The sequence below is a fragment of the Nonomuraea salmonea genome, from assembly GCF_042428605.1.
GTDB lineage: Bacteria > Actinomycetota > Actinomycetes > Streptosporangiales > Streptosporangiaceae > Nonomuraea > Nonomuraea salmonea.
Map to the genome: position 1 here is coordinate 960,268 of NZ_JBHMCF010000003.1, position 26,775 is coordinate 987,042.

Here is a 26,775-nt window from a genome sequence, read left to right on the forward strand (position 1 = left end):
GTCGTTCCCGACATTCCCAGCACCCATGACGGGTCACGCATCGTTATACGCTTCCATTACTCAGGTCGGGGGCTTGGTTTTTCATCGCCTTCGCGATACGGCTACACTTCGTCATGGCTTGAGGACAGAGAGTGAGTGCATCATGAGTCATCTCGACCGCCTGCGGGCCGTGTTCCGCATGGCGCTCAACCTTCCGCCCGACGCCGGCGTCGACGACCTCGAATACCGCGCCATCCCGCAGTGGGACTCCCTCGCGCACATGGCGCTCATCGCGGCGATGGAGGACGAGTTCTCCATCATGATCGACACCGACGAGATGATCGACATGAGCTCGTTCGCCAAGGCGGCCGAGCTGCTGGAGAAGCATGGCATCGGCGCCGCCGCCGTCTGACCCCCGCCCCGGTTCGCACCCACCGCACCCTGAGCTCGGGTCGTGTGAGGAGACCCGGGTGGGGTCCGAGACCGAGGGCGAGGCGTTCGTGGAGCGGCGGGTGGTGCTGGTCACCGGGTCGACGCGAGGGATCGGGCGGGCGGTGGCGATGCGGCTGGCCGCGTCCGGTCACGCCGTGGTCATGCACGGCCATGACGAGGAGCGGGCCGCGAAAGCGGCGGCCGAGGTGGCCGCCGAGACCGGTGGCGCCACCGACTCCGTGCACGGCGACGTCGCCGACCCGGCGCGGGTCAACACGATGATGCGGCGCATCTACCAACGGCACGGCCGGCTCGACGCGCTCGTGGTCAACGCCGGTGTGCACGCGGCCGGGCTGCTCGGGCTGACGAGCCGCGACACGATCGGCCGCCTCTTCGAGGTCAACGCCGTCGGCGCCACCCACACGCTCCAGGCCGCGCTCAGGCTGCTGCGCAGGGGCAGCGAGCCGGCCGTGGTGCTGGTCTCGTCGATCATGGGCAGGGCGGGCGGCGCCGGGCAGACGGTCTACTCCGCCACGAAGGCGGCGGTGCTCGGCCTCACCCTCGCCGCGGCCAAAGAGCTGGGCCCCCACGGCATCAGGGTCAACGCGGTGGCGCCCGGCTACATCCGTACCGACATGCTCGCCACCCTCGGCGACGACGAGCGCCTCGCCACGATCGCGGCGACCCCGCTCGGCCGCCTCGGCGAGCCCGACGACGTCGCACGGGCCGTGGCCTTCCTCCTCTCCCCTGAGGCCGCGTTCATCACCGGCCAGGTCCTCGGCGTGGACGGCGGTCTGGTCCAGTGATGTCAGAAGACCCGCAGCCGCACGCCACCGGCCTGTTCCCGCATCCGCAGGCTCGGCTCATCGCCGCCGGCGATCGGGACGGTGTCGCCGGGGAGGACCTGGCGCGGGCCGTCCGGCGGGCGGCCGGACGGTTCGGGGAGCTGCCGCCCGGGCCGGTGTTCTGCGGGATGCGGAACACGCCGGCGTCCGTCTTCTGCTACCTGGGGGCGTTGGAGGCTCGGCGGCCCATCGCGTTGCTTGATCCTGAGTTGCCGGCCGCCGCGCTGGGCGAGCTGGTCGAGCGGTTCGAGCCGAGTGCGCTCATCGGGTTCACGCAGGCGGGCGGTGAGCTGGGGCGGCGGCGCACCGCGCCTGATCCGCATCCCGACCTCGGGTTGTTGCTGGCCACCTCCGGCTCTACGGGCAACCCCAAGCTGGTCCGGATCTCGCGGGCGGCGGTGCTGGCCAATGCTCGGGCGATCGCCGTCGCCCTGAGTCTCGGACCGCACGACGTCGCGCCGACCAGTCTGCCGTTGCACTACAGCTACGGGCTGTCGGTGCTCAACAGTCACCTCGTCGCCGGGGGCACGGTGGTGCTCACCGAGGCGGGGTTGCTGGAGCGGTCGTTCTGGGCCAATCTGAAGGCCCATTCCTGTACGTCGCTCGCCGCGGTCCCCTACCAGTACACGATGCTGCGCAGGCTGCGCTTCGACCACGCCGACTACCCCGCGCTCACCACGCTCACCCAGGCGGGCGGGCGGCTGGCGCCTGAGCTGGTCAAGGAGTTCGCCGCGCAGGCGAAGCGCTTCTACGTCATGTACGGCCAGACCGAGGCCACCGCCCGCATCGCGGTGCTGCCGCCCGACCGGCTCGACGACAAGCCGGGGTCCGTGGGCGTGGCGGTGCCCGGCGGGCGGCTGGAGATCGACGGCGGCGAGGTCGTCTACCACGGGCCCAACGTGATGATGGGCTACGCCGAGACGGCCGCCGACCTGGCGAGGGGCGACGACCTGGGCGGCGTGCTGCGCACCGGCGATCTGGGCCGGCTCGACGACGAGGGCTTCCTGTACGTCACGGGCCGCACCAAACGCATCGCCAAGGTCTTCGGCACCCGCGTCAACCTCGACGACGTCGAACGCCTGCTGCGCGGCTCCGGCGCGGTGGCCGCCACCAGCGGCGACGACCGCGTGACGATCTGGACGGAAACCCTCGACAAACCCGCGATGGCGCTGCTGGCCCGGCAGCTCGCCGCACAACTGCGGCTGCACTGGAGCGGCTTCGAGATCCGCCACATCGACCGCCTGCCCCTGCTCCCGACGGGCAAGATCGACTACCGAGCGCTGGAGTCCATGACATGACGGGGACGGCAGGACAGGCCCTGGCGACGGGCGAGGCAGGAGCCGCTGACCTGACCGGGACGGCAGGACAGGCCCTGGCGACGGGCGTGATCGGCAGCCGAGCGTCGGAGTCGATCGCATGATCCGTCCGCAGATCGGGGTGGCGGGGCCGGCCCTGGCGGCGCCGGGGCAGTCGGTGTTCACGCTGGGGGCGGCGCGGCGGGAGGCCGTGTTGCTGCCTGAGCTGGCCGCGTTGACCGAGCGGCACCGCCTGGCGTGCCCGCCCTATCGCCGCATCCTCGACGCCATCGGCGCGACGCCGCCGTATGCGCGGCTGGCCGACCTGCCGTGGCTGCCGGTACGCCTGTTCAAGACCCACGAGCTGCGCAGCGTGCCTGCCCATGAGGTGTTCAGGGTGCTGACCTCCAGCGGCACCACCGGGCAGGCGCCGAGCCGCATCCACCTCGACAGGGCGGCCGCGGCGGCGCAGACCCGCATGCTGGCCGCCACCATGCGGCAGGTGCTGGGCGAGCGGCGGCTGCCGATGCTGGTCGTGGACATGCGGTCGGTGGTCCGCGACCCGATGCTGAGCGCTCGCGGCGCGGGCGTGCTCGGGATGATGAACTTCGGCCGCGACCACACCTTCGTGCTCGACGATCGGGGCGAGGTGGACGCGCGGGCGGTCCACGACTTCCTGGCCCGGCACGGCGGCGAGCCGTTCCTGATCTTCGGGTTCACGTTCATGGTCTGGCTGCACCTGCTGGGCCTGGGCGCGGACCTGTCGCAAGGGGTGCTGATCCACTCCGGCGGCTGGAAGCGGCTGACCGAGCAGGCGGTCGACAACGCCGAGTTCCGGCGGCGGCTGGCCGCCGAGTGCGGGCTGAGCAGGATGCACAACTTCTACGGCATGGTCGAGCAGATCGGGACGGTCTTCTTGGAAGGACCCGAAGGCGACGGGCTCTACTGTCCCGACTTCGCCGACGTCGTGATCCGCGACCCCGAGACCTGGCAGGAGGCGCCGACCGGCGTCCCCGGGCTGGTCGAGGTGGTCAGCACGCTTCCCACGTCCTATCCAGGTCACGTGCTGCTGACCGAGGACCTCGGCGTGGTGCGCGGCGTCGATGACGGGGCCTGGCCCGGCAAGCGGTTCGAGGTGCTCGGCAGGCTGCCGCGAGCCGAGGCGCGCGGCTGCAGCGACACCATGGGGCGAGGCTGATGACCGACGCCCACACCCCCCGAAGCGCCGCCAGCCCACACGACGCCCACACGTCAAAGGACGCCCGCACCCCGCGCAACGTCGTCGCTCCGCAGGACGCCCGCATCCCGCACAACGCCCGCTCCCCGCAGGACACCCGCGCTCAGCAGGGCCACGCCGCCGAAGGCGGTCCCCTGGTCGAGGTGCTGTTCCCCGCGGGGGCGGCGGTGCCGGTCGAGGAGTTGTTGAAGCAGGTGGGCGAGAGCCGGCTGCAGGTGGGTGATGAGCGGGTCAAGGAGTTTCTGGCGGCGTTCGGGAGGCGGCTGCTGCGGCCGGCGCTCGCGCGCCGTCACCCCGAGCTGGGCTCGCTGGGCTTCTTCCTGCGCCCGGCTGAGCTGGCCCGTACGCTGGCGGAGCTGGCCGGCGAGCACGTACGCGTCCCGCGCGGCCTGATCTTCCACCTGCCGCCCGCGAACGTCGACACCGTCTTCGTCTACTCCTGGGCCCTGTCGGCCCTGATGGGCAACCGCAACGTCGTCCGCCTGTCGCCCCGCTCGGGCGCGGTGGCCCAGGTGATCCTGGAGACGCTGCACGAGACGCTGGCCACGGCGGACCCGGTGATCGCGGCGACGCAGCGGATCGTCTCCTACCACCGCTCCGACGAGGTCACGGCCGCGCTGTCGGCCGCCTGCGACCTGCGGGTGGTGTGGGGCGGCGACCACTCCGTACGCGAGATCCGCCGCCACCCCCTGGCCCCGCACGCCCGCGACCTGACCTTCCCCGACCGCTCGTCGTTCGCGGTGGTGCGGGCGGCGGCCTGGTTGTGCGCGCCGAGGGCGGCACGGGTGTCGATCGCGGAGGGCTTCGTCAACGACACCTACTGGTTCGACCAGGCCGCCTGCTCGTCACCGCGCACGGTGTTCTGGGTGGGCGCGGAGGACGACTGCGAGGCCGCGCGGGCCGACTTCACCGGGCACGTGTCGCGGGTGGTGACCGTGCGCGGGTGGGGGGTCGATGCGGCGATGGCGGTGGAGAAGCGGGTGTCCACCTATGGGCTGGCGGCCGACGGGGTGGCGGAGAGCGTGGAGTTCCACGGCAACGCGCTGGCCTGCGTACGCCTGGCGGCCGCGGCGGCGGCTCCCCGGCGCTGGCTGGGCGCGGGGACGTTCGCGCACGCCAGGCTGGAGTCGCTGGCGGAGCTGGTGGCCCTGGTCGAGCGGCGCGACCAGACGATGACCCACTTCGGGTTCGGCAGGGGCGAGCTGGAGGAGCTGGCCAGGGGCCTGGCCGGGCGCGGCGTCGATCGCATGGTGCCGGTGGGCGGCGCGCTGAGCTTCCACCGGGTGTGGGACGGCGTCGACCTGCCGGCCGAGTTCACGCGACTGGTGACCGTCGTCGCATGACGCTGGCGCCGCCCGCGAGCACGCTGGTGCGCCTGACGATGTCGAGGGGGCGCAGGCTCGGCTCGGGGTGGGCGCCGGCGGCGCTGGTGGGCGTGCTCGCCGTCGCCGTGTTCCTGTGGTGCGGGGTGTCCTGGCGGGATCTGGTGGTGTTCGCCGGGTACGTCGGCGTGGGCCTGGTGCTGCCTGGCACGTTGTTGTGGCGGGCGCTGACGGGTGGCGGCCGTTCGATGGCGGAGGATCTGGCGGCGGGGCTGGCGTTCGGGTACGCGGTCGAGGTGCCGGCCTACCTGCCCGCCAGAGCCGTGGGGCAGCCGCTGCTCGTGCTGGTCGTGCCGGTCGCGGTGGTGGCGGCGTTCGTTTGCGTGCCGAGGCTGCGGCGGCATTGGCGCGGGCCTGGGCTGAGCGAGCGGGTGCCGCCGTGGTGCGCGTGGGTGCTGGCCGGGATCGTGGCGTTCCTGATCGTGTGGAGTGCGGTGCATCTGTACGGGGTGCCGGTCGGGGCGGCGTACGGGGATCTGCCCTATCACCTGGCGCTGGTCGGCGAGCTGCGGCACCACGTGCCGCCCGCGCTGCCGGTGGTGCTGGGCGAGCCGCTGTCCTACCACTGGTTCGTCTACGCCGAGCTGGCCGCCACGAGCTGGGTCACCGGCATCGAACCGCTGACGCTGGTCTACCGGCTGGGCACGCTGCCCATGGCGGTGGCCACGGTGGTGCTGGTGGCGGTGCTGGGGCGGCGGCTGGGCGGGAGCTGGGGCGCCGGGGCGGCGGCGGCCGGGGTGACGTACTTCCTGTTCAGCCCCGAGCTGGTGGAGGGCGTGGTGTTCAGCTCGCGGTCGATGTTCACCGTATGGGCCAGCCCGACGCAGACGTTCGGGGCGCTGCTGTTCGCGGCCGTGATGACGTTGCTCGTGCGGCGGCGGATGCGGTGGGCGGCGCTCGCGGTGCTGCTGGCGGTGCTGAGCGGGGCGAAGGCGACGTACCTGCCGCTGTTGCTGGCCGGGCTGATCACGGTCGTGGCCGTGCGGCGGCGGGCGGAGCGGCGGTGGCTGGTCGCGGCGGGGCTGACGCTGGGGTTCCTGGTGGTGGCGCACGTCGTCCTGTACGGCGGCGGGCAGGGCACGCGGGTCGATCCGTTCGCCACCATGCGCGCGCTCTGGGGGCAGGCCACCATCCCGACGCTGGCACTGCTGACCGGGGTGCACCTGTTCTGCCTGGTTTGCGTGTGGGGCGGGGCGGCCGGGCTGGGGCGGCGGGCGCTTGAGCCGCCGCTGCTACTGATGCTGGGCATCGGGGCGGCCGGGATCGGGGCGGCGGTGCTGCTCGGGCATCCGGCGCAGTCGCAGCTCTACTTCCTGGAGGCGGCACGGCCCTACCTGTCGATCGCGGCGGTCTGCGGGGTGCTGGCGGCGCCCCCCGTGTCGTGGGCGCGGGCGGCCTGCCTGGCGGGGCTGGGCGCGGGTGGCGCGCTGCTGGTCGCGGCGCCCGACATCGATGGCGGGCCGCCGGCGCGGGTGGTGGCGCCGTACGCCGTGCTCGCCGTCGCGGCGCTCGCGGTGTGGCGGCGCGGGCACGTGCTGGCCGTGGTGGCGCTGCTCACCGGGTACGCGCTGCCCACCTCCGTACGCGTGATCGCCGCCCACGTCACCCCGGAGGAGCGCCGGCACCGGCTGATCCCCAAGGGCGCCCTGGCGGCCGGGCGGTGGCTGCGCGACCACTCCTCGCCCGGCGACGTGGTGGCCACCGACCTGCACTGCCACCACCCCAGATGGAAGGTGTGCGACAGCAGGCACTTCTACGTCTCGGCGTTCACCGAGCGGCGGGTGCTGGTCGAGGGCTGGGCGTACGCGGAGAGCACGCTGGCCAGGGCCGGCACCCGGTCCTACCTGGAGATCCCGTACGCCGACCAGGCCAGGCTGGCCGCCAACGACGCCGCGTTCACCACCCCGACGGCGCAGAACGTCCAGCGGCTCGCCACCGACTACGGCGTGCGCTGGCTCTACACGGGCATCAGGCCCGAGCTGGACGCGTACGCCCGCCTGCGCTTCCGCAACGCGACCACCTCCGTCTACGAGCTGAGCTCAGGAAGGTAAAGACTTCCACCGCGCCGCGGAATGCCGCGGAGAAACCCGTCCGGCACGCCCGGCCTCCCCACCACCATCGTCTTGACCATGGCCACGAGCACGATCGGGGGAGTGAAGTGGACACCCGTGCCGCCCTGGAGCCGAGCCCTCTCCTGCTCGATCCGGTGCCGAGCCTGGCGAGCGTGGACATCGTCATCCCCGTGCTCAACGAGGAGCGCGCCCTGCCCGGCTGCGTACGCACGCTGCTCCACCGCCTCGACGGCTTCCCGCTGCCGTGGCGCGTCACGATCGTGGACAACGGCAGCACCGACGCGACGTGGCGGGTGGCGGGGGCGCTGGCCGGGGAGTTCGCCGAGGTGCACGCCCGGCGGATCCAGGTCAAAGGGCGCGGCGCGGCCCTGCGGGCGGCCTGGCAGGCCAGCCCCGCCGACATCGTGGCGTACATGGACGTGGACCTGTCCACCGATCTCGACGCGCTGTTCCCGCTGCTCGCCGCGGTGGCGAGCGGCCACTCCGAGATCGCGATCGGCACCCGCCTGGCGCACGGCTCGCGCACGCGGCGCTCGCTGCGCAGGGAGATCGTCTCGCGCGGCTACAACGCCCTGCTCAGGTACGGCTTCGGCGCGCGCTTCAGCGACGCCCAGTGCGGGTTCAAGGCGGTCAGGGCCGACGTGGCCAGGCCGCTGCTGGCCAGGGTCGAGGACGACTCGTGGTTCTTCGACACCGAGCTGCTGCTGCTCGCCGAGCACAACGGGCTGCGGGTGCACGAGGTGCCGGTGGACTGGATCGAGGACGCCGACTCCCGCGTCCAGGTGGTCAGGACCGCCATCGACGACCTCAAGGGGCTGGCCAGGGTCGCGCGGACGATGGCGCGCGGCGGCGCCGGCGTGGAGGTGGCGAGGCGCGAGCCGGCGCCCGCCCACCCCGACCCGGTGCTCTCACCGCGCGTGGTGACGAGCGCGGCCATCACCTCGTTCGCCGCCATCGGCACCGTCTCCGCCGTCCTGTACGCGCTGCTCTACCTGCCGCTGCGTGGGCTCTGGCCGCCGGTGCCCGCCAACCTGGGCGCGCTCGTCCTGACCTGCCTGTGCACGCTGGTGGCCAACCGGCGCTGGGCCCCTGGGCTGCGGGCCGCCATGCGGCTGCGGGCGCCGGCGCTCGTCCTGGCGACCTATGTGCTGACCACGCTGGCCGTGCTGACCGTGCCGCCGTGGGCGGGGCTCGCCGCCGAGGTGAGCGCGATCGTCACGACGTACTGCCTGCTCACGCTGCTCAGGTTCGCCGCCCTTGACCGGCTGGTCCTGGCCCGTACGAGGAACTGACCGGTGACTTCTCCGCTCCCTGAAGGGAGTGGCTTCTCGCTGAGCCGCTTCCGCCAAGGACCGGACGGCGGTACCTCGGGCACCGCAACACGTGGTACCCGAGGTCGTACGCCGCACTGGGAGAAGCGCGCATCCGCCCAGCCGCACGATCGTTATGACAGCGCCATCCAGCTCATGCGCGACGAACGGAGATCTCTGATGTGCGGACCAGGCAGGTCACTGCACGCACGGGCCTTGGCGGAAGGCCGCAGTCCCCTCGGCGGAACCTGATGGAGAGTGACGAGGTCCGCCGGCTGGTCGCGGTGGAGGACACGCACTGGTGGTACCGCGAGCGGCGGGCCATCCTGCGCGCGCAGCTCCGCCGGCTGGCCCGCCTGGGACGGCCGGGAAGGGCGCTCGACGTCGGCGCGGCGGGCGGCGGGAACACCCGGGTGCTCGCCGACGCCGGCTGGGCCGCGACGGCGACCGACATGTGCCCCGAGGCGGTCGAGTCGGCCAGGGAGCGCGGGCTCGACGCGGTACGCGCGGACGCGCGGGCGCTGCCGTTCCTGCCCGGCAGCATGGACCTGGTGACCGCGTTCGACGTGCTGGAGCACGTCCGCGAGGATGACCTGGTCGCCGCCGAGATCGCCCGGGTGCTGGCGCCGGGCGGGCACGCGCTGATCGCGGTGCCGTGCGACATGGCGCTGTGGTCGGCGCATGACGAGGCCGTCGGCCACGTACGCCGCTACGACCGCGACACGCTCACGGTCGTCGTCGAGAAGGCCGGGCTGACCGTCGAGCGGGTGTGGAGCTGGAACGTGCTGCTGCGCCCCTTGGTGGCCCTGCACCGGCGCCGCTCGGCGGGCAGCGACCTGCGCAGGATGCCCGTGCTGGTGAACGCCGGGCTGTCGGCGGTCGTCAGGGCCGAGCGGTGGCTGCCGGTCACCTCATTGCGGGGCGTCACCCTGTTCCTGAGCGCCCGCCTGCGTCGCTGAGATCGGTTCTCAGAACGAGACATTGCCGCCACATCCGCGATCGAAGTTGGCTCTAGGCTTGCGCATGTGGTGATTCATGCCCTTATCGCAGCCTCTCTGGTCTTGACGTCCGCGCCCGCTCAGGCGCCCGCCACCGACTGCTCCCGGGTCAAGTGCCTGGCGCTGACATTCGACGACGGGCCGGGCGCCCACACCCCCGCCCTGCTCAAGACGCTGTCGAAGGCGCGCGCGAAGGCCACGTTCTTCCTGGTGGGCAAGCGGGTCGAGGCGCACCCCAAGATCGCCAGGCAGATCGTCGCCAAGGGGCACGCGATCGGCAACCACACCTACTCCCACGCCGCGCTCCCCGCGCACTCCGACAACGAGATCGACGAGGAGCTGAAGCTCGCCCAGGAGGCCATCGAGAAGGCCACCGGGCAGCGGCCCACCATGTTCCGCCCGCCGTACGGGCAGAGCGACGAACGGGTGCTCGGAGTCGCGTACCAGAACGAGCTGTCGCAGATTCTCTGGACGGGCACCACGCTCGACTGGAGCCTGCGCGACGCCAAGAAGATCAAGGCGGCCGTGCTCAGGCTGGCCAAGCGCGACGGCGTCATCCTCATGCACGACGTGGTGCCGCAGACCGTGCAGGTCATGCCGCAGATTCTCAAGGAGCTCAAGAAGCGCGGCTACCACCTCGTCACCGTGCCCACGCTGCTGCGCGGCAAGGGTGGCCCGGCGGCCGGGGAGAGCTACTTCAGGTAATCACTCCCGCAGCTCGGGACGGGAACCATGGGGAGTGACACCCGGCCCGGCCGGCCCTGGGTCGCGCTCGCGACCTTCCTGGCCGTCCAGGCGGTGCTCGGATGCTGGTGGGCGGCGTTCTATCCCGGCCTGTTCAGCCGCGACTCGGTGCTCTATCTCAGCCACACGGTGGCCGGGCCCTGGGTGGCCGACCACTCGGTGCTCTACGACGCGCTGCTGTGGCTGAGCTTCACCAGGACCGGCGACCTGGGCGCCGTGACCTTCGCGCAGACGACGGCCATGGCGGGGGCGCTGACGTGGCTGGCGCAGTCGCTGAAGCGGCTGGGCGCGCCGGGGTCGCTGACGACCGCGGTGGCCGTGCTGATGCCGCTCGCGCCGCCGGTCGGCGCGTTCACGGTGACGTTGTGGAAGGACGTGCCGTTCACGATCTGCGCGGTGGCGATCGCGGCGTGCTGCGCGCGGATCGCGGCCGGGCGCGCCGTCGGCCTGCCCGCGCTGCTCGGGCTCGGCGTGCTGTTCGCGCTGCTCGGGCTCTTCCGCGCGAACGGCTTCCTGGTCGCGGGCGTCACCGTGCTCGCGCTGGTCGTGATCGTCAGGCGGGTCCGGCTGTGGCTGACCGGAGCCGTCGCCGCCGCGCTGCCGCTGGCGCTCTCGACCCTGGTCTTCCCGCAGGCCGGCATCGTGGCCCCGTCGCCGACGTACGTCTACCACACCGCCTACGGCGACATCGCGGTCCTCTACCGGGAGCGCCCCGACCTGTTCACCCCCGCCGACATCGGCCTGATGACCACGGTCGCGCCGCTGCGCCGCTGGTGGGCGGGCGGCACCTGCTCCACGATCAACCCACTGATCTGGCGGCGCGACTTCGACTGGCAGCAGGCCGACGCGCGCTCGGGCGACCTGCTGGCGCTGTGGCGGCGGCTGCTCGTCACCGAGCCTGGCCTGGTGGTGCGGGCCAGGCTCTGCCGGGGCGCGATCGCCTGGCGGCCGGTCGGCGACGAGACGGCGACCGGCGGCACCACGTACCGGCTGTCGCTGCGGCCGAACGCCGACACCTACGTCGGCCCCGGCAAGGTGACCGACTTCCCAGGGCGCGGGGTGTTCTCGCTGCGCCCGCTGTCGATGGAGCTGCACCAGGTGGCGGCGCCGTGGCTGGCCGGCTCGCTGACCCCCGAGTGGGACCGGATCCTGTGGCGGGGAGCGTCGTGGGCTTACCTGGCGTACGTCGCGGTGGCGCTGGCCGCCTTGGCGCGGCGCAACCGGCTGGTGCTCGGCGTGGCCGCCGTGGTCGCCGGGCAGCAGCTCGCGGTCCTCGCCAACATCTCGGCGCAGGACTTCCGCTACATGGCCGCGCCCATCCTCATCGGGGCGCTGCTGGTGCCGCTGCTGCTCGGCAGCCTGGTGCCGCGACGGCGGCCGGTCAGTGACGGTCCTCCCCGCCGTACGCGGCCGCGCGACCGGGCAGCCGGACGACCGTGACGAAGAACTCGTCGATCTGCCGGATGATCGCCATGAACCGGTCGAGATCGACGGGCTTGCTCACGTACGCGTTGGCGAAGAGCTGGTAGCTGCGCAGGATGTCCTCCTCGGCTGAGGACGTGGTCAGCACGACGACCGGGATCGAGCGCAGCTCGGGGTCGCCCTTGACCTGTTCGAGCACCTGGCGGCCGTCGTACTTGGGCAGGTTGAGGTCGAGCAGGATGAGGTCGGGGCGAGGCGCGCCGACGTAGTCGCCGCGCCGGTAGACGAAGTCGAGCGCCTCCAGGCCGTCCCTGACGACGTGGAGGTTGTTGCGGATCTTGTTGTCCTCGAACGCCTCTCGGGTGATGAGCTCGTCACCGGGGTCGTCCTCGACGAGGAGTACTTCGATGGGCTGCCCGGTGGTCATGAGTCGATTCCTTCGTGTCCGGTGTCTTCGTGTCCGGTGTCTTCGTGTCCGGTGTCTTCGGTGTCTTCGGTGTCTTCGTGGACCGGCAGAGTGAAGCGGATGCGGGCACCGCCGGTGTAATCGGTGTCGAGCCAGATGCGGCCGCCGTGCGTCTCGACGATCTTCTTGCACATCGCCAGGCCGATGCCGGTGCCGGTGTAGGTCTCGCGGCTGTGCAGGCGCTGGAAGATGATGAAGATCTTGTCGGCGAACTCGGGCTCGACGCCGATGCCGTTGTCGGCGACCGAGAACTCCCACTCCCCCTCCTCGCCGCGCTCGCAGGCGATACGGACCAGCGGCGGGCGGGCGGGGTCACGGAACTTGATGGCGTTGCTGATGAGGTTCTGCCAGAGCAGGCGCAGCATCGTGGCGTCGCCGACGACCGTGGGCAGCGGGTCGGGACGCTCGAACGTCGCGCCCGACTCCTCGATGGGCGCCGACAGGTCGTCGATCACCTTGTCCAGCGCCTTCTCCAGGTCCACGGGCTCGCGCTCGTCGTAGACCCGGCCGACGCGGGAGAAGCGCAGCAGGTCGTTGATGAGGACCTGCATGCGGGTGGCGCCGTCGACGGCGAAGTGCACGTACTGCCTGCCGCGCTCGTCCAGCACGTCGCCGAAGCGCTTCTCCAGCAGCTGGCAGAACGTGGCGACCTTGCGCAGCGGCTCCTGCAGGTCGTGCGAGGCGACGTAGGCGAACTGCTCCAGCTCGGCGTTCGAGCGGCGCAGCTCCTCGGCCTGCTCGCGCAGCAGCGCGTGCTGCTGGCCGGACTCGTGCAGCGCGTTGACGATGCGTACGCGCATCTGCTCGACGTCGTTGGCCACCTCGCGGATGTCGGCGGGCCCCCTGGCCGGGATGCCCAGCCCGAAGTCACCGGCCGCGACGCGCCGCGAGGCCGCCCGCAGCTCGTCGAGCGGCCGGCCGACCGCGCGCCGCAGCAGCACGGCCACCGCGGCGGCCGCCAGCGTGAACACCACGAGCATCCCGAGGAAGGCGAAGTTGCGCACCCGCTCGGCTCCCGCCAGCTCGGCCTTGGACTGGTCGCGGGCCTGCGTCAGGTGGGCGCTCTGGCTGTCGAGCAGCGCCCTGATGCCGTCGAACGCCTGCTTGCCCGCCTCCACCGTGGCGTCGGGCACCGCCTCGTCGCGCTGCCGGTGCGCCGTCATGAACTCGGCGTAGTCGCGGCGCCAGGCGGCGGCCCTTTCGCTGATGGCGGTGAGGCCGGCCCGCAGGTCCGCGCGGTCGGCCAGCAGCGCCGCCACCCGATCGCGGCTGACCTGCTCGGCGCGCACGCCCTCGCTGTACGGGCTGAGGAACTCCGCGCGGCCGGTCAGCAGGTAGCCCCTGACGCCGGTCTCCTGGTCGATCAGCGCCTTCTGCATGTTGGCCGCCTCGACCAGGGCGGGCGAGATGCGGGTGGTGAGCTGCTCCGAGAGCCTGCTCGTACGGTCGAGCGTGACGGCACCGACCACCGCGCAGACCAGGAGCAGGGTCGCGATGACCGAGATGACCACCACGAACCAGCCGTGCACCGTCAGCCGGTGCCAGCGTCCTCCTGCCATCACCGCTCCGTCCAGCGCAGGTGGACCACGGCGAGGTCGTCGGCGGGCGCGTCGGGCGCGGTGGCGGCCTCGACGTCGGCGATCAGCGCGTCGAGGAAGCCTTCGCCGTCGAGGTGGGCATGGCGGGCGGCCAGATCGAGCAGGCCCTCCTCGCCCAGCCAGCGGGCCGGCTCGCCGGGCAGGCGCCGCTCGAACAGGCCGTCGGTGTAGAGCGTGAGCCCGCCGCCCTCGGGCAGCTCCAGCACGTCCTGGTGCCAGTCGGTCTGCACCGGGAAGCCGAGCGCGAGGCCGCGGCCGGGCTCGGCCAGCGTCACCGTCTCACCGTCGTGCACGAGCAGGCCGGGGTGCCCGGCCCGCCAGATCCTGACCGTACGGCGGTCGTGGTCGAGCTCCAGCGTGGACAGCGTGACGAAGATCTCGGAGCTGGGCCGCTCGGCCTCCAGGACGCGTTCGAGCCGGCGCAGCAGCGTCGGGCCTGTGACGCCGCTGAGCACCAGCGCCCGCCAGGCGATGCGCAGGCAGACGCCCAGCGCCGCCTCGTCGGGGCCGTGGCCGCACACGTCGCCGATCAGCGCGTGCACGACCTTCTCGTCGTCCTCGACGACGTCGTAGAAGTCGCCGCCCAGTGTGGCCGAGCCCCTGCTCGGCCGGTAGCGGGACGCCACCTCGATCGGCATGCTCTGCAGCAGCGGCGTCGGCAGCAGGCCGCGCTCCAGCCGCTCGTTCTCCTTGGCGCGCATGCGCTCGGCGTTGAGCGCGACGGCGGCCTGCTCCGACTGCTTGCGCTGCATCGCGTAGCGCAGCGTGCGGCCCAGCCACTCGGCCTCCACCCGGCCCTTGACCAGGTAGTCCTGGGCTCCCGCGGTCAGCGCCGCGAGGCCCGCCTGCTCTTCCGCGAGGCCCGTGAGCACCACCACGGCCGCGTCGCCCGCCTCCTCGATCACCGCCGACAGCGCGGAGAACTCGTGGGCGTCCGGCAGGCCGAGGTCGAGCAGCACGCACTGCGGGCGCAGCCCGGCCAGGGCGCGGCGGGCCTCGTCGACCGAGCGGGCCCACTTTAGGCGGACCAAGAGGCCGCTGTCCTCAAGCAACCCCTCGACGATCAGCGCGTCCTGCGGATCGTCCTCCACGAGCAGCACCAGCGGCTGCCCGGCGGCGTCGCAGCCGTCTTCGCTCCCGTGGGCCATGAAGGCCTTGCCACCCTTTCTGAACCGCTCCCGAACCGCAACCGGCCTGTCGCCGGCCGCGCTCGGATCGCTTGTCGACACCGGGCACACACCGACCCCCGCCGGCGCCCGTCTGCGATCACAGGGAACCGGCCCAGGGGAAGCCTCTCTTCCCCTCATTTTCCTCTCTATGCACACGAGACTGGTCAGATGTGCTCGGCCTCCGCGGCCCGGCGCTCGTCGTAGCGCCGCCTTGATGCCGCCACGCAGGAGCTGTGCTTGCGCGACCAGTTGGTGATCGTCAGCATCGCCTCGTACAGCTCCAGCGCCATCTCGGTGGCCCGGTATTCCACCTTGGGCGGCACCGTCGGGTAGACCGTGCGCTCCAGCAGGCCGTCGCGCTCCAGGTTGCGCAGGGTCAGGGTGAGCATGCGGCGGCTGATGCCCTCGATGAGCCGCTCCAGCTCGGTGAAGCGCCGGGGCTGCCGCGCGGTGGCCACCACGATGAGGATCGCCCACTTGCCGGCGATCCGGTCGAGGATCTCGCGCGGCGGGACCGGGCACTCGCCGCTCTCCAGAAGGAGATCGGCGTCCTCCAGCGTCTTGAGCTGCTCTGGTACAGCCGTGTTCCTCTGAGACATGAAAGTGCCTTCTTCCGGTTGACCTCGATGGTCACACATCATGGCGGCTGTTACAAAAAGTTCCCTAAGGGAGTTGGTCATGCAAGGCAAGTGGGCCGCGTTCTCGTTGCTGGCCGCCACCCAGTTCGTGCTCATCCTCGACACCACGATCGTGGGCATCGCGCTGCCGCCCATGGGGCGCGAGCTGGGCATGACGGCCACGGACCTGTCGTGGACCACGACGGCGTACTCGCTGGTGTTCGGCGGATTGCTGCTGCTCGGCGGGCGGCTGGCGGATTACGCCGGTCGGCGGCGGATGTTCATCGCCGGGATGGTCATGTTCGGGCTGGTGTCGCTGATCGGCGGTGTGGCGTCGTCGGGCGCCGTGCTGGTCGCCGTACGGGCCCTGCAAGGGCTGGCGGGGGCGCTGGTCGCGCCGGCGGGCATGTCGCTGGTGATGGTGATCTTCAAGGGCGACCCGGCGCTGAACAAGGCCATGGGCCTCTGGGGAGCGGTCGGCGGCATGGGCGCCTCCGCGGGGGCGGTGCTCGGCGGGTTGCTCACCGACTGGTTCGGCTGGCGGTCGGTGTTCCTCGTCAACACGCCCATCGGGCTGGTCGTCGGAGCGCTGGCGCTGGTCGTGCTGCCCGCCGTACGCGCCGCCGGACGTGAGCGCGGCTTCGACCTGGCCGGCGCTTTCACCTCGACGGCCGGGCTCGGCCTGCTCATCTACACCCTGACGGACGCGCCGCAGGCCGGCTGGACGTCGGCCAGGACCCTCGCGCTCGGTGCGCTGTCCGTCGCGCTCCTCGGCGCCTTCCTCGCCGTCGAGCGGCGCTCGGCCAGCCCGCTGGTGCCCCTCGACGTCTTCCGCCGCCGTACGCTGCGGGCGGGCAACCTCATCATGTTCCTGGTGGCCGCCGGCATGCAGCCGATCTTCTTCCTGCTCACCCTCTACACGCAGGACGTGCTCGGCCACAGCGCCACCCGCTCCGCCATGTCGCTGGTCGCCATCTCGGTGACGATCGCGCTGACCGCGTCGTTCCTCGGCGGGCGCGTGCTCACCCGGTACGGCATGCGCGCCACCGCCGTCGCCGGCCTCGTCTTCATCACCGTGGGCGCGCTGCTCTACCAGCGCATCGGCGTGCGGGACGACTTCGTGGGCACGCTGCTCGCGCCCGAACTGCTCGGCGGGTTCGGCTTCGGCCTGCTCATCGGCGCCGTCACCGTGGCCGCCACGTCGCAGGCGGCGGCCGACGAGGCGGGCATGGTGTCGGGGCTGTTCAACACGACGACGCAGGTGGGCATCTCGGTCGGCATCGCCGCCCTGGCCACCGTCGCGACGGCCGTCACCGGCGACACCGGCACCCCGCAGGCCCTGGTGTCGGGCTATCACGCGGCGTTCATCGGCTCGGCCGGCCTGGCCCTGCTCGGCCTGATCGCCGCCCTCACCCTGCTCCCCAGGCGCACCCGCCAGGTCACCACCCAGCCGGCGACCCCCGCAGAAGCCCCGGTGGCCTGACCCCCGAACGGCCTTGGGGCCGCCCGGCGGCCCAAGGCCGTAGGAAAGCTCGCAGCCCCGGCCCGTCACGGGCCGGGGCTGGGATGGCTTTCAGCCGGTCAGCGCGATGGGGTCACTCCCACTCGATGGTGCCAGGGGGCTTGCTCGTCACGTCGAGCACCACGCGGTTGACCTCGCGCACCTCGTTGGTGATGCGGGTGGAGATGCGCGACAGCACGTCGTAGGGGACCCGCGCCCAGTCGGCGGTCATCGCGTCCTCGGAGGTGACCGGCCGCAGGACCACGGGGTGGCCGTAGGTGCGGCCGTCGCCCTGCACGCCCACCGACCGTACGTCGGCGAGCAGCACCACCGGGCACTGCCAGATCTGCCGGTCGAGCCCGGCCCGCGACAGCTCCTCCCGGGCGATGGCGTCGGCCTCGCGCAGGAGATCGAGCCGCTCGCCGGTCACCTCGCCGACGATGCGGATGGCGAGCCCTGGCCCGGGGAACGGCTGCCGCCACACCATGGCGGCCGGCAGGCCCAGCTCTTCGCCGGCCCTGCGCACCTCGTCCTTGAACAGCGCCCGCAGCGGCTCGACCAGCGTGAACTGCAGGTCTTCAGGCAGGCCGCCGACGTTGTGGTGTGACTTGATGTTGGCGGTGCCGGTGCCGCCGCCGGACTCGACGACGTCGGGGTAGAGGGTGCCCTGGACGAGGAAGTCGACCGGCCCGTCGGCCATGATGGCGCGCTGCTCGTCCTCGAAGACGCGGATGAACTCGCGCCCGATGATCTTGCGCTTCTCCTCCGGGTCGCTGACCCCTTCGAGCGCCTTGAGGAACCGGTCGGCGGCGTCGACCACCCGCAGCTTGACCCCGGTGGCGGCGACGAAGTCGCGCTCGACCTGCTCGGCCTCGCCCTTGCGCAGCAGCCCGTGGTCGACGAAGACGCAGGTCAGCCGGTCGCCGATGGCGCGCTGGACGATCGCGGCGGCCACCGCGGAGTCGACGCCGCCGGACAGCGCGCAGATGGCCCGGCCGTCGCCGACCTGGCGGCGCACGGCCTCGATGGAGTCTTCGACGATGTTGAGCATCGTCCACGAGGGCCGGCACCCGGCGGCCTCCAGGAAGTGCTTGAGCACCGCCTGGCCGTGCTCGGAGTGGAGCACCTCGGGGTGGAACTGCACGCCGTAGAGGCCGCGCTCGACGCTCTCGAACGCGGCGACCGGCGTCTCGCTGGTGGAGGCGGTCACCGCGAAGCCCTCGGGGGCCGCGGCCACGCTGTCGCCGTGGGACATCCACACGGTCTGCGACGTGGGCAGCCCGGCGAAGATGACGCCCTCGTCGAGCACCTCGAGCGGGGTGCCGCCGTATTCGGCGACACCCGTGCGGGCCACCTCGCCGCCCAGCGCCTGCGCCATGGCCTGGAAGCCGTAGCAGATGCCGAACGTCGGCACGCCCGTGTCGAACAGCCCGTGGGGCACCGGCGGCGCGCCCTCGGCGTAGACCGACGAAGGACCGCCGGACAGGATGATCGCCTTGGGGTTTTTCGCCATCATCTCCTCGACCGGCATGGTCGACGGGACGATCTCGGAGTAGACATGGCACTCACGCACCCGCCTGGCGATCAGCTGCGCGTATTGAGCGCCGAAGTCGACCACCAGGACCGTGTCGAATTCAGACACCGTGAGAACCCCCTGAAAAGGCGAAGTGCGGTGACACCAGTCTATCGGCCTTGGCCAGGACACCTGGCCTGGCCGGGTGGGACGTGCTAAACACAGAACGATGGATCTTGTCTGGCCGGCGACCGCGTGGGCCCTGTGGGCCGCCACGCTGGCCGCCGCCTTCAAGGTGTCCGGCCGTGACAGGGCCACGGAGGCGCCCGAGCACCCGGTGCCCGCCCCCGTCGCCGAGCTCTTACGCGGCATGCGCGCCCAGGACGTGTTCTACACCGTGCTGTTCGAGCTGGCCGGACGCGGCTGGGCGACGATCGAGGGCGACCGCCTGACGCTCGGCCCGCCCGTACGCGAGCCGCTGCGCCCGTACGAGACCTGGGTGCTCGAACGCGTGCGCGCCCGCATGGCGGACCGGCCCGCGGCGCCCGTGATCGCCCTCATGCCCGAGGGCTCCGACCTGGAGGGCGGGTTCGTCAAGCTCGTCCGCCGGCACGCCATCGACCTCGGCCTGGCCCGCAGGCGCTGGCGCACGGTGCTCGTCCCCGTGCTGCTGACGGCCGCCCTGATCGTCCCCTGGTACGCGACCGTGTCGGTGGCCCTGTTCTCCTGGCCCGCGATCATCGCGACGATGGTCTCGCTGGTGGCGGGGGTCTCGCTGCTGTCGGGCGGCAGGGGCTTCCTGCTGACCCCGCGCGGCAGGGAGGTGGCCGGGCCCGGCCCGCTGCCCGCGAACCCCGACCAGGAGTGGATCTTCACCGGCAGCGGCTGGCAGGGCGTCGAGATCGCGCCCGCCGAGCTGCCGCGCGGCTCGGGCCGCCAGGAGGTGACGGGCCACGTCGTCAAGCGCTGGGTGGAGGTGATCCCGCAGGAGGAGGGCGTGCGGCGCGACTACTACATCGCGCTGCACGACGGCCGTTCCGAGCGGGCCGCCGCGTTCCGGGTCAAGCAGGGCCTCTATCGCGACGTGCTGCCGGGCGACACCGTACGCCTGCTGGTCAAGCCGCCGGGCGGCACCGTCGTCCGGGTCCTCGCCCACGACCGTCAGTGTTGACGCGCTTCCCGGTCTTGAGCTGATGGCCGGGGACCGCGGCCTTGTACTCCAGCATGGCCGCGAACTGCGACCAGCCTGCATCGTGCACACTCTTGGCCGGCTTTGTGCCGGCCAGGCCCTTCACGGACAGATCCTCCACGTACACCGCTTGGTTGTCGCGGATGATCCGGGTGGAGAGCTTGTGTGCGAAGTCCCGGCGCGCGTCGGCCACCCTGGTGTGCGCGCCGCGTGAGCTTTCCGCCTGGCGCGCAACCCGTCGTTGAACACCACCCGCGCGCACCCGAACGCAACGCTCGCCTCTACCCGGCGTTCCGGCCCGCTACGCGGGGAAGTCCGCTTCATCCCCTGCCCGAAGGCCGGAGCACTGCGGACGACCCGGATAGCCGGGCAGGGTCCCGGTCAGCAGTGTCTCGGTCTGCAGGCGGAGCGCGGCCGCGTACGACGGGTCGGTCAGCAGCAGGAACCGCTCCTCGTGGATGCCCCTGACCACCAGGTCGGCCACCTCCGACGGCTCGATGCCGCGCTCTGCCGCCTTGCCGACGCGCTCCTTGACGGCCACCTCGTCCGCGCCCGGCGTGATGGTGAGGCTGGGCGGGCGCAGCCGGTCGGAGTCGGCGATGCGGGTCCTGACCGCGCCGGGGCACAGCGCGCTGACGCGCAGCTTCGACCCTGTCGCGGCCAGGTCCTGGGCGAGCGCCAGGGACGCGGCCAGCGCGGCGTGCTTCGACACCGCGTACCCGCCGGTCCCCGGCGTCACCAGCAGTCCCGCCACGGAGACGGTGTTGACGACGTGACCCTCGGTGTCCTGCTCGATCATGCGCGGCACGAACGCGCGGATGCCGTGCAGCACGCCCCACAGGTTGACGCCGAGCAGCCAGGACAGGTCCTCCTCGTCCCTGGTCCACATGTGGCCGCCCTGGAAGACGCCCGCGTTGTTGCAGAGCACGTGCACGGCCCGCAGCTCACCGAAGCAGCGGTCGGCCAGGTGGCGTACGGACGAGGCGTCGGAGACGTCGGTGATCTGCGTGAGCACCGTCGCGTCCCCGCACAGCGCGGCCGTCTCCGCCAGCCCGCCGTGCTCGACGTCGGCGAGCATCAGCGTCATTCCCTCGGCCGCGAACCGGAGGGCCAGCGCCCTGCCGATCCCGCTCGCCGCACCCGTCACCACCGCGACCTTGCCGGAGAGCTCGCGCACGAACAGACCTCCCTAGGGACACGCCATAGGTCGTTCCCCGATCAGTCCGTGCGACGCTACAGGACCGCGTCCATGAGTCCCAGGGGCGGTGAGCCGAGGTCGAACAGGGCCTTGTGGAAGCGCTGCAGGGTGAAGCCGGCGCCCCACTCCTCGCGCGCCCGTTCGCGCAGGTCGAGGATGAGCAGCTTGCCCCAGGTGTAGCGGCCGTAGGTCGGGTCGAAGGAGGCCCTGCGCGCCTCCGACAGCGCGGCGGGACCGGCGAGGTGGGTGTCGGACTCGAAGCGGCGGGCGCCGTCCTCGACCGTCATCTGCCCGGTGTGCACGCCGATCGCGCAGGCCAGGCGGGTGACGCGGATGAGCGCCTCCACCCAGACGCCGATCTCGAAGCGCGGGTCGCCGTCGCCGAACCCCTCCTCGACGCAGAGCTCCTCGGCGTAGTGGGCCCAGCCCTCGATGAACGCCATCGACTGCAGCAGCCTGCGCACCTCCGACGGGGCCCTGCGCAGCGCCCTGGCGTGCGAGAAGTGGCCAGGGGCCACCTCGTGCACGTTGATGGCGGGCAGCGTGGTGGCGCTGAAGACCTCCAGCCACTCCTCCTGCTCCTGGCGCGGCCAGCCGGGCTCGGGAGGGGTGATGTAGTACCAGGACGGGCCCTCGGGCTCGCCGGGCGAGTTCCACGCCATCATGGCCATCGCCCAGCGGCGCGACTCGGGCGCCAGCCCGACCAGGCACTCGCCGTCGTGGTAGGGCACGAGGTCCTTCTCGCGGGTGAACGCGATGGCCTTCTCGGTGCCGATCCTGGCCGCCTCGATGACGCCGTCGGCGTCGGGGTGATCCTTGACCAGCTCGCGTACGACGTCGAGCGGCGGCCGGCCGGTCTCCCCCAGTTTGGCGCAGGACTCGGTGAGGCGGTCGAGCAGCCGGTCGCGCTCGGCGTCGGCGCGCTCGGCCAGCCTGCCGAGGTCCACGGGCAGGCCCTCGGCGGTGCCCATCAGGCGGGCGAGCGCGTCGCCGCCGAGCGCCGCGTCGGGGTCGCCCTCGCGCGCGGCCCGCTCGACGTGCGCGACGAGCCTGGCGTGCGCGGCCAGCGCGGCCTCGTCGGTGACCCCGGCGGCCAGGCCCTTGACCGCGCCGAGCAGGGAGGTCGCGACGGGGGCGGCGACCTGGTCGAGCGAGGCGAGCGCCTGGTCGACGGCCTCGGGCCAGAGCGCGAGGTGGGCCGACTTGGCCGCCGCGCGCTCCTCCTCCGGCGCGTAGTCGCGGTCGTAGCAGGCGAGATCGAGGTTGGACAGATGGATCAGGGGGTTCTTGCGGTGCAGTTCCAGCTCGCCGAGCTGGGTGCGCAGAGACTCCTCGAACACCTGTAGGTGCCTGGCGTCGTGCGCGTCCGCGGGCGCGGGTCCCTCGCCGAGCCGCGCCAGCCCGGACCGTACGCCGTCGGGCGACAGGTCCTGGATCCGGCCGTCGTACTCGTGCCTGCCGCCGCCCTCGCGAGCCTCGGCCACGATCAGGTCGGTGATGGCTCGTAGCCTGGCGTCAAGTTCTGTCATGCCGCCGACGCTAGCGCACCGCAGGTAGTGGGCTTAAGTGTCGATATTTCAGGCGATTTTCGGATGTACGCAGGGCAAGATGATCACATGGCTCTCCGCATCACCACGCTCGCAGAACGTCCGGAATTCGCCGCGACCTTGTGGGAGATGGAGCACACCTGGCAGGAGTTCGTCCTGCGTGACCCGATCGCCGACCTCTACTACCCCTTCGTCACCACCCGCCACAAGAACCACGTGCTCGTGGCCGACGACGACGCCGAGCCAGGGCGGGCGGTGGCGCGGGCGTGCATGGTCCCGTACGTGGCCGGCGGCGACGGGCTGCCCGACGACGGCTGGGACGGCGTGATCAGGGCCGGCTGGCTGGCCCGCGAGCGCGGCCAGGAGCCCGACGCCGTCTCCGCGCTGGAGATCACCGTGCGCCGCGACCTTCAGGGCAACGGGCTGTCGGGGCTGATGGTGGCCGCCATGCGCGAGCACGCCGCCCGGCTCGGCTTCCGCACGCTCGTCGCCCCCGTACGCCCGAACCGCAAGCACCTCGAACCCCACACCCCCATGGCCGAGTACGCCTTCAGGAAGCGCCCCGACGGCCTGCCCCACGACCCGTGGCTGCGGGTGCACGTGCGGGCCGGCGCCGAGATCGTGAAGGTGGCGCCCCGGTCGATGGTGGTGCCGGGCACGCTGGCGGAGTGGCGGGCCTGGACCGGCCTGCCGTTCGACCGTCCAGGCCCGGTGGAGGTGCCGGGGGCGCTCACGCCGGTGCACTGCGACGTGGACCACGACCACGCCGTCTACGTGGAACCCAACGTCTGGGTCACCCACCCCCTGACCTGACCACCCGGTCATCGGGCGGGGGCGGCCCGGTCATCGGGCGGGGGCGGCCCGGTCATCGGGCGGGGGCGGCCCGGTCATCGGGCGGGGGCGGCCCGGTCATCGGGGGGCCGGTTCGGTCCCCTCAGCCGCCGCCGGGGCTGACCAGGCGGAGTCGCTCGGCGTGGCGGGCGACGTCGAGGCCGCGTTCCGTGGCCCAGGCGTCCTCGTGGCAGGTCGTCAGGTGGCGCTCGGAGGCGTCGCCGATCAGCGAGACGATCGTGCCGCGCTCACCCCGGACGACCATGCGCTCGATCAGCTCAAGCGCGGCCCAGAGCGCGGTGCCGGACGAGGGCCCCACGGGCAGCCCGGTGACCTCCCTGATGTGCCGGGCCGCCGCCACGCTCGCCGCGTCGGGCACGGGCACGACCAGATCGACCAGCTCGGGACGGAACCCCGGCTCCATCCGCGGCCGCCCGATGCCCTCGATGCGCGACGGCATGCCGGTCGCGTAGTCATGCACGTCGAGCGTCCAGCCGGGGAAGTACGCGGAGTTCTCCGGATCGGCCACCGCGACCCGGCAACCCAGGCCGTGCTCCTTGATCCAGCCGCCGAGCGTCGCCGAGGTGGCCCCGGTGCTCGCGCCGGTGACCACCCAGTCGGGGCTCACCTGGGAGAACAGCTCGCCGGCCAGGTCGTGCTCGGCCGCCCGGCCGAACTGGTCGAGGAAGTGCCCCTCGATCTCGCGCGCCGCGTCGTAGATGGCGAGCGGCGGCGTCACGAACCGGCATTCGCCGCCCAGCTCCTCCACCGGCCGCGCCCGCTCGGGCCCCGCCTTGCCCGGCATGACCACGATGTACGGCAGCCCGAGCCGCCGCGCGAACCACGCCTGTGCCACCGCCGCGTTGCCGCCGGTCGCCTCGACCACGGTGGTGCCCTCGGTGACCAGCCCGTCGAGCACGGCCCGGCGGAACAGCGCCCTGGCGTGCCGGTGCCGCAGGCTGCCGGTGGGCTGGCGCGACTCGTCCTTGAGTAACAGCGTGATCCCCGGCACGCGCACCGGGAAATCGATCAGCGGGGTGGGCTCCCCGGCCGCCAGCACATCGAGGGCTCGTGCGTTCCAGCTCACGTGTCCAGCCTTTCAGGCATGCCCGCACGGGGTCCGGAGTTTCGCCAGGAACGTACCGACTCGATCACTGGAACTGCGAAGTTTCCCCGTACGGGCGGCATGGGGCCAGAATCCTGACATGGCATCCTTCGCTCCGCTCCGCCCGGCAGATCCGCGCTCGCTGGGGGGCCTGCGCCTGCTCGGCCGGCTCGGCGAGGGCGGTCAGGGCGTCGTCTACCTGGGCGAGAACGCCGACGGCGGCAAGGCGGCGGTCAAGTGGCTGCGGCCCGACCTGTCGGGCGACGAGGTGAGCGTGGGGCGGTTCCTGCGCGAGGTCGAGGTGGCCAGGCACGTGGCGCCGTTCTGCACCGCCGCGGTGCTGGGCACGGGCATCGAGCAGGACCGTCCTTACATCGTCAGCGAATATATCGAGGGCCCCTCCTTGCAGCGGGTGGTGCAGGAGCAGGGCCCGCGTACGGGGACGGTGCTGCACCGGCTGGCCATCGGCACCGCGACCGCGCTGGCCGCGATCCACCAGGCCGGCATCGTGCACCGCGACTTCAAGCCGGCCAACGTCATCATCGGCGCGGACGGGCCGCGGGTGATCGACTTCGGCATCGCGCGGGCGCTGAACGCCACCTCGACGATCAGCAACTCGGTGGTGGGGACGCCGTCGTACATGCCGCCCGAGCAGATCATGGGGCACACGGTGGGTCCGGCCGCCGACATGTTCTCGTGGGCCGGGACGATGATCTACGCGGCGTCGGGGCGGGCGCCGTTCGGCAGCGACACGATGCCCGCGGTGATCAACCGGGTGCTCAGCCAGCAGCCCGACCTCGGCGTGCTGGACGGCACGCTGCGCGAGGTCGTGGCCGCCTGCCTGGCCAAGGACCCGGCGCAGCGGCCCACGGCCGAGCAGGTGATGATGCGGCTGCTGCAGCAGTCGGCGCCCGGCTCCGGCATGCTCGCACAGGGCGCGGCGGAGGCGGCGGCGCCACCCCCCGCTGCCTTCCCGGGGCCGCCCTCCCACGCCGGCCCGCCCGCACACGCCGGCCCGCCCTCCCACGTAGGTCCGCCCTCACACGCCGGCCCTCCCTCCGCAGGCCCGCACTCGCACGCGGGCCCGCACACCGCGGGCCCGCACTCTCAGGGGCCCGTCCCCGCGCACGCCTACACGCCGCCCGCCTACGCTCCGCCCACCCACCCGGCCGCCCAGCCGCCGAGGAGCGGCAGGCGGGCGCCGCTGGTCGCGGGCGCCGCCGTGGCGATCGCGCTGCTGGTCCTCGCCGGCGTCTTCGTGGCGATCCAGGCGGACAAGGCGTCGGTGGCGAGCCCGTCCACCACCCCGCGGGAGGAGGGGAGGAAGACGACGACCCCGCAGGCGGAGCGCGGCCGCCCCAGGCAGGAGACGACCTCGGCGGGCCGGACGGACGTCCCGGCCAGGGGCACGAAACGGACGCTGCCCGGCGGCGCGATCTCCCTGTACGAGAACCCGTCCGACGCCATCGTGCTGACCTCGTACGAGATCTACGACGAGAAGAAGGAGACGTGGACCGACTACGCCAGGGACTCGCTGCGCGGCCCGTTCACGAAGTACGCGGGCAACATGGAGTCGCTGGTCTCCCCCGACGGCCGCTACCTGGCCTCCAGGGGCAAGCGCTACACCCCCGACGACCATGACTTCATCGTCATCGCCGACCGCGAGACCGGCGAGCGCACCACGATCAAGACCGTCAAGAAGCCGCAGACCGGCATCATCAGGAACTGGTCGAAGGACGGCGCGACGATCCTGCTCAGCATCGGGCACAAGCGCGGCGACACCTGGACGTACCCGGGCTTCATGCTGGTGGACGTGGCCACGAAGCGCGTCAGGCGGGTGGACGTCAGCGACCCCGACGTCAGGGGCAGCTCGTGGGGCTTCGACGGCGACGAGACGGGCACGGTCAACGTCCACGGCGACGAGGACAATCTGAGTTTGCGCTTCTTCGACGCCCAGGGCAGGGCCGTGCGCTCGCAGGCGAACATCGGCACGCTCGCCGCCGACACCACCCAGGACCTCTTCTCGCCCTCGGGCGACGCGTTCGTCACCAACTGCCCGGACGGTACGTACAACGACCACTGCGTGTGGGACGCCGGGACGGGCGAGCGGCTGCGCACGTTCTACTCCGACTGCGACGAGGTGCTCGGCTTCTATGACGAGGAGCACCTGTTCTGCTGGGAGAACGACAACGGCGCCAACGACGAGGTGCAGGTGGTGGACTTTAAGGGCAAGCTCGTGCGCAAGCTCATGGAGGTGCCCGACAGCCTCGACCTCGATCCGGTCTTCACCAGGAACCCGGCGCACGGTTCGTGAACCATCCGGCC

Annotated in this window: 24 protein-coding genes and 1 pseudogene; 15 read left to right on the forward strand and 10 right to left on the reverse strand. The window is 72.3% G+C overall.

The window, feature by feature from the left end; genetic code table 11:
- Positions 1-142: 142 nt before the first annotated feature.
- From ACFFR3_RS05500 to ACFFR3_RS05550, 11 genes are all read left to right on the forward strand, one after another.
- Positions 143-391: an acyl carrier protein gene (locus tag ACFFR3_RS05500; protein ID WP_345395873.1), complete on the forward strand. Its 249-nt coding sequence runs from the start codon at positions 143-145 to the stop codon at positions 389-391.
- 58 nt (positions 392-449) lie between these two features.
- Positions 450-1,217 carry an SDR family NAD(P)-dependent oxidoreductase gene (locus ACFFR3_RS05505; protein WP_379482691.1) on the forward strand — a complete coding sequence of 256 codons (768 nt, stop codon included), beginning with the start codon at positions 450-452 and terminating at the stop codon, positions 1,215-1,217.
- Positions 1,217-2,554, forward strand: coding sequence for an AMP-binding protein (locus tag ACFFR3_RS05510; protein WP_379482692.1), 1,338 nt, complete (start codon positions 1,217-1,219; stop codon positions 2,552-2,554). The genes ACFFR3_RS05505 and ACFFR3_RS05510 overlap by 1 nt, the downstream gene beginning before the upstream one ends.
- Positions 2,551-2,676: a hypothetical protein gene (locus ACFFR3_RS05515; protein ID WP_379482693.1), complete on the forward strand. Its 126-nt coding sequence runs from the start codon at positions 2,551-2,553 to the stop codon at positions 2,674-2,676. Before ACFFR3_RS05510 ends, ACFFR3_RS05515 begins: the two co-directional genes overlap by 4 nt.
- Positions 2,673-3,749 carry a LuxE/PaaK family acyltransferase gene (locus ACFFR3_RS05520; RefSeq protein WP_379482694.1) on the forward strand — a complete coding sequence of 359 codons (1,077 nt, stop codon included), beginning with the start codon at positions 2,673-2,675 and terminating at the stop codon, positions 3,747-3,749. Before ACFFR3_RS05515 ends, ACFFR3_RS05520 begins: the two co-directional genes overlap by 4 nt.
- Positions 3,749-5,131: an acyl-CoA reductase gene (locus tag ACFFR3_RS05525; protein WP_379482695.1), complete on the forward strand. Its 1,383-nt coding sequence runs from the start codon at positions 3,749-3,751 to the stop codon at positions 5,129-5,131. Before ACFFR3_RS05520 ends, ACFFR3_RS05525 begins: the two co-directional genes overlap by 1 nt.
- Positions 5,128-7,221, forward strand: a complete 2,094-nt coding sequence (locus ACFFR3_RS05530; RefSeq protein ID WP_379482696.1) for a hypothetical protein — start codon at positions 5,128-5,130, stop codon at positions 7,219-7,221. The genes ACFFR3_RS05525 and ACFFR3_RS05530 overlap by 4 nt, the downstream gene beginning before the upstream one ends.
- 107 nt (positions 7,222-7,328) lie before the next feature.
- Positions 7,329-8,534 carry a glycosyltransferase gene (locus tag ACFFR3_RS05535; protein WP_364364704.1) on the forward strand — a complete coding sequence of 402 codons (1,206 nt, stop codon included), beginning with the start codon at positions 7,329-7,331 and terminating at the stop codon, positions 8,532-8,534.
- A 269-nt stretch (positions 8,535-8,803) separates the two neighbouring features.
- On the forward strand, positions 8,804-9,511 hold the full coding sequence (locus tag ACFFR3_RS05540; protein ID WP_345395849.1) for a class I SAM-dependent methyltransferase: 708 nt from the start codon (positions 8,804-8,806) through the stop codon (positions 9,509-9,511).
- Between the two features lie 102 nt (positions 9,512-9,613).
- Positions 9,614-10,255 carry a polysaccharide deacetylase family protein gene (locus tag ACFFR3_RS05545; protein WP_345395846.1) on the forward strand — a complete coding sequence of 214 codons (642 nt, stop codon included), beginning with the start codon at positions 9,614-9,616 and terminating at the stop codon, positions 10,253-10,255.
- A gap of 27 nt (positions 10,256-10,282) precedes the next feature.
- A complete protein-coding gene (locus ACFFR3_RS05550; protein ID WP_379482697.1) occupies positions 10,283-11,734 on the forward strand; it encodes a hypothetical protein in 1,452 nt (483 codons plus the stop codon).
- On the opposite strand, the gene ACFFR3_RS05555 is transcribed toward ACFFR3_RS05550, so the two are convergent.
- From ACFFR3_RS05555 to ACFFR3_RS05570, 4 genes are all read right to left on the reverse strand, one after another.
- Positions 11,676-12,143, reverse strand: a complete 468-nt coding sequence (locus ACFFR3_RS05555) for a response regulator (RefSeq protein WP_345395837.1) — start codon at positions 12,141-12,143, stop codon at positions 11,676-11,678. The two genes, ACFFR3_RS05550 and ACFFR3_RS05555, sit on opposite strands and share 59 nt — an antisense overlap.
- On the reverse strand, positions 12,140-13,741 hold the full coding sequence (locus ACFFR3_RS05560) for a sensor histidine kinase (protein WP_379482698.1): 1,602 nt from the start codon (positions 13,739-13,741) through the stop codon (positions 12,140-12,142). The genes ACFFR3_RS05555 and ACFFR3_RS05560 overlap by 4 nt, the downstream gene beginning before the upstream one ends.
- Positions 13,741-14,928, reverse strand: coding sequence for a PP2C family protein-serine/threonine phosphatase (locus ACFFR3_RS05565; RefSeq protein WP_345395834.1), 1,188 nt, complete (start codon positions 14,926-14,928; stop codon positions 13,741-13,743). Before ACFFR3_RS05565 ends, ACFFR3_RS05560 begins: the two co-directional genes overlap by 1 nt.
- 185 nt (positions 14,929-15,113) lie before the next feature.
- A complete protein-coding gene (locus tag ACFFR3_RS05570) occupies positions 15,114-15,548 on the reverse strand; it encodes a winged helix-turn-helix transcriptional regulator (RefSeq protein ID WP_345395831.1) in 435 nt (144 codons plus the stop codon).
- A gap of 79 nt (positions 15,549-15,627) precedes the next feature.
- Between ACFFR3_RS05570 and ACFFR3_RS05575 the strand changes: the two genes are divergently transcribed.
- On the forward strand, positions 15,628-17,049 hold the full coding sequence (locus ACFFR3_RS05575) for an MFS transporter (RefSeq protein ID WP_379482699.1): 1,422 nt from the start codon (positions 15,628-15,630) through the stop codon (positions 17,047-17,049).
- A 112-nt stretch (positions 17,050-17,161) separates the two neighbouring features.
- Here the strand turns inward: ACFFR3_RS05575 and guaA are convergent, their stop codons facing one another.
- Complete coding sequence (gene guaA / locus ACFFR3_RS05580) at positions 17,162-18,709, reverse strand: glutamine-hydrolyzing GMP synthase (protein WP_364364685.1); 1,548 nt, start codon at positions 18,707-18,709, stop codon at positions 17,162-17,164.
- Between the two features lie 100 nt (positions 18,710-18,809).
- Here guaA and ACFFR3_RS05585 point away from each other — a divergent pair, with 100 nt between their 5' ends.
- Complete coding sequence (locus ACFFR3_RS05585; protein WP_345395825.1) at positions 18,810-19,751, forward strand: DUF2207 domain-containing protein; 942 nt, start codon at positions 18,810-18,812, stop codon at positions 19,749-19,751.
- On the opposite strand, the gene ACFFR3_RS05590 is transcribed toward ACFFR3_RS05585, so the two are convergent.
- The 4 genes and pseudogenes from ACFFR3_RS05590 to ACFFR3_RS05605 form a co-directional block, all read right to left on the reverse strand.
- On the reverse strand, positions 19,696-20,031 hold the full coding sequence (locus ACFFR3_RS05590) for a transposase (protein WP_345395821.1): 336 nt from the start codon (positions 20,029-20,031) through the stop codon (positions 19,696-19,698). The two genes, ACFFR3_RS05585 and ACFFR3_RS05590, sit on opposite strands and share 56 nt — an antisense overlap.
- Positions 20,004-20,093: pseudogene (locus tag ACFFR3_RS05595) on the reverse strand (hypothetical protein); the annotation flags it as partial. The gene ACFFR3_RS05590 and the pseudogene ACFFR3_RS05595, both read right to left, overlap by 28 nt.
- Positions 20,071-20,946 (reverse strand): SDR family NAD(P)-dependent oxidoreductase, encoded by an 876-nt coding sequence (locus ACFFR3_RS05600; protein WP_345395818.1) that lies wholly within the window; start codon positions 20,944-20,946, stop codon positions 20,071-20,073. The gene ACFFR3_RS05600 and the pseudogene ACFFR3_RS05595, both read right to left, overlap by 23 nt.
- 56 nt (positions 20,947-21,002) lie before the next feature.
- A complete protein-coding gene (locus ACFFR3_RS05605) occupies positions 21,003-22,496 on the reverse strand; it encodes a DUF885 family protein (protein WP_379482700.1) in 1,494 nt (497 codons plus the stop codon).
- An 87-nt stretch (positions 22,497-22,583) separates the two neighbouring features.
- On the opposite strand from ACFFR3_RS05605, the gene ACFFR3_RS05610 reads away from it, so the two are divergent.
- Positions 22,584-23,327 (forward strand): N-acetyltransferase, encoded by a 744-nt coding sequence (locus ACFFR3_RS05610; RefSeq protein ID WP_379482701.1) that lies wholly within the window; start codon positions 22,584-22,586, stop codon positions 23,325-23,327.
- A 121-nt stretch (positions 23,328-23,448) separates the two neighbouring features.
- Here ACFFR3_RS05610 and ACFFR3_RS05615 read toward each other — a convergent pair whose 3' ends face one another.
- Entirely contained in the window at positions 23,449-24,432 is a 984-nt protein-coding gene (locus ACFFR3_RS05615) for a PLP-dependent cysteine synthase family protein (protein ID WP_345395812.1), read from the reverse strand.
- A 118-nt stretch (positions 24,433-24,550) separates the two neighbouring features.
- On the opposite strand from ACFFR3_RS05615, the gene ACFFR3_RS05620 reads away from it, so the two are divergent.
- On the forward strand, positions 24,551-26,764 hold the full coding sequence (locus tag ACFFR3_RS05620; protein WP_379482702.1) for a protein kinase domain-containing protein: 2,214 nt from the start codon (positions 24,551-24,553) through the stop codon (positions 26,762-26,764).
- Positions 26,765-26,775: the final 11 nt, after the last annotated feature.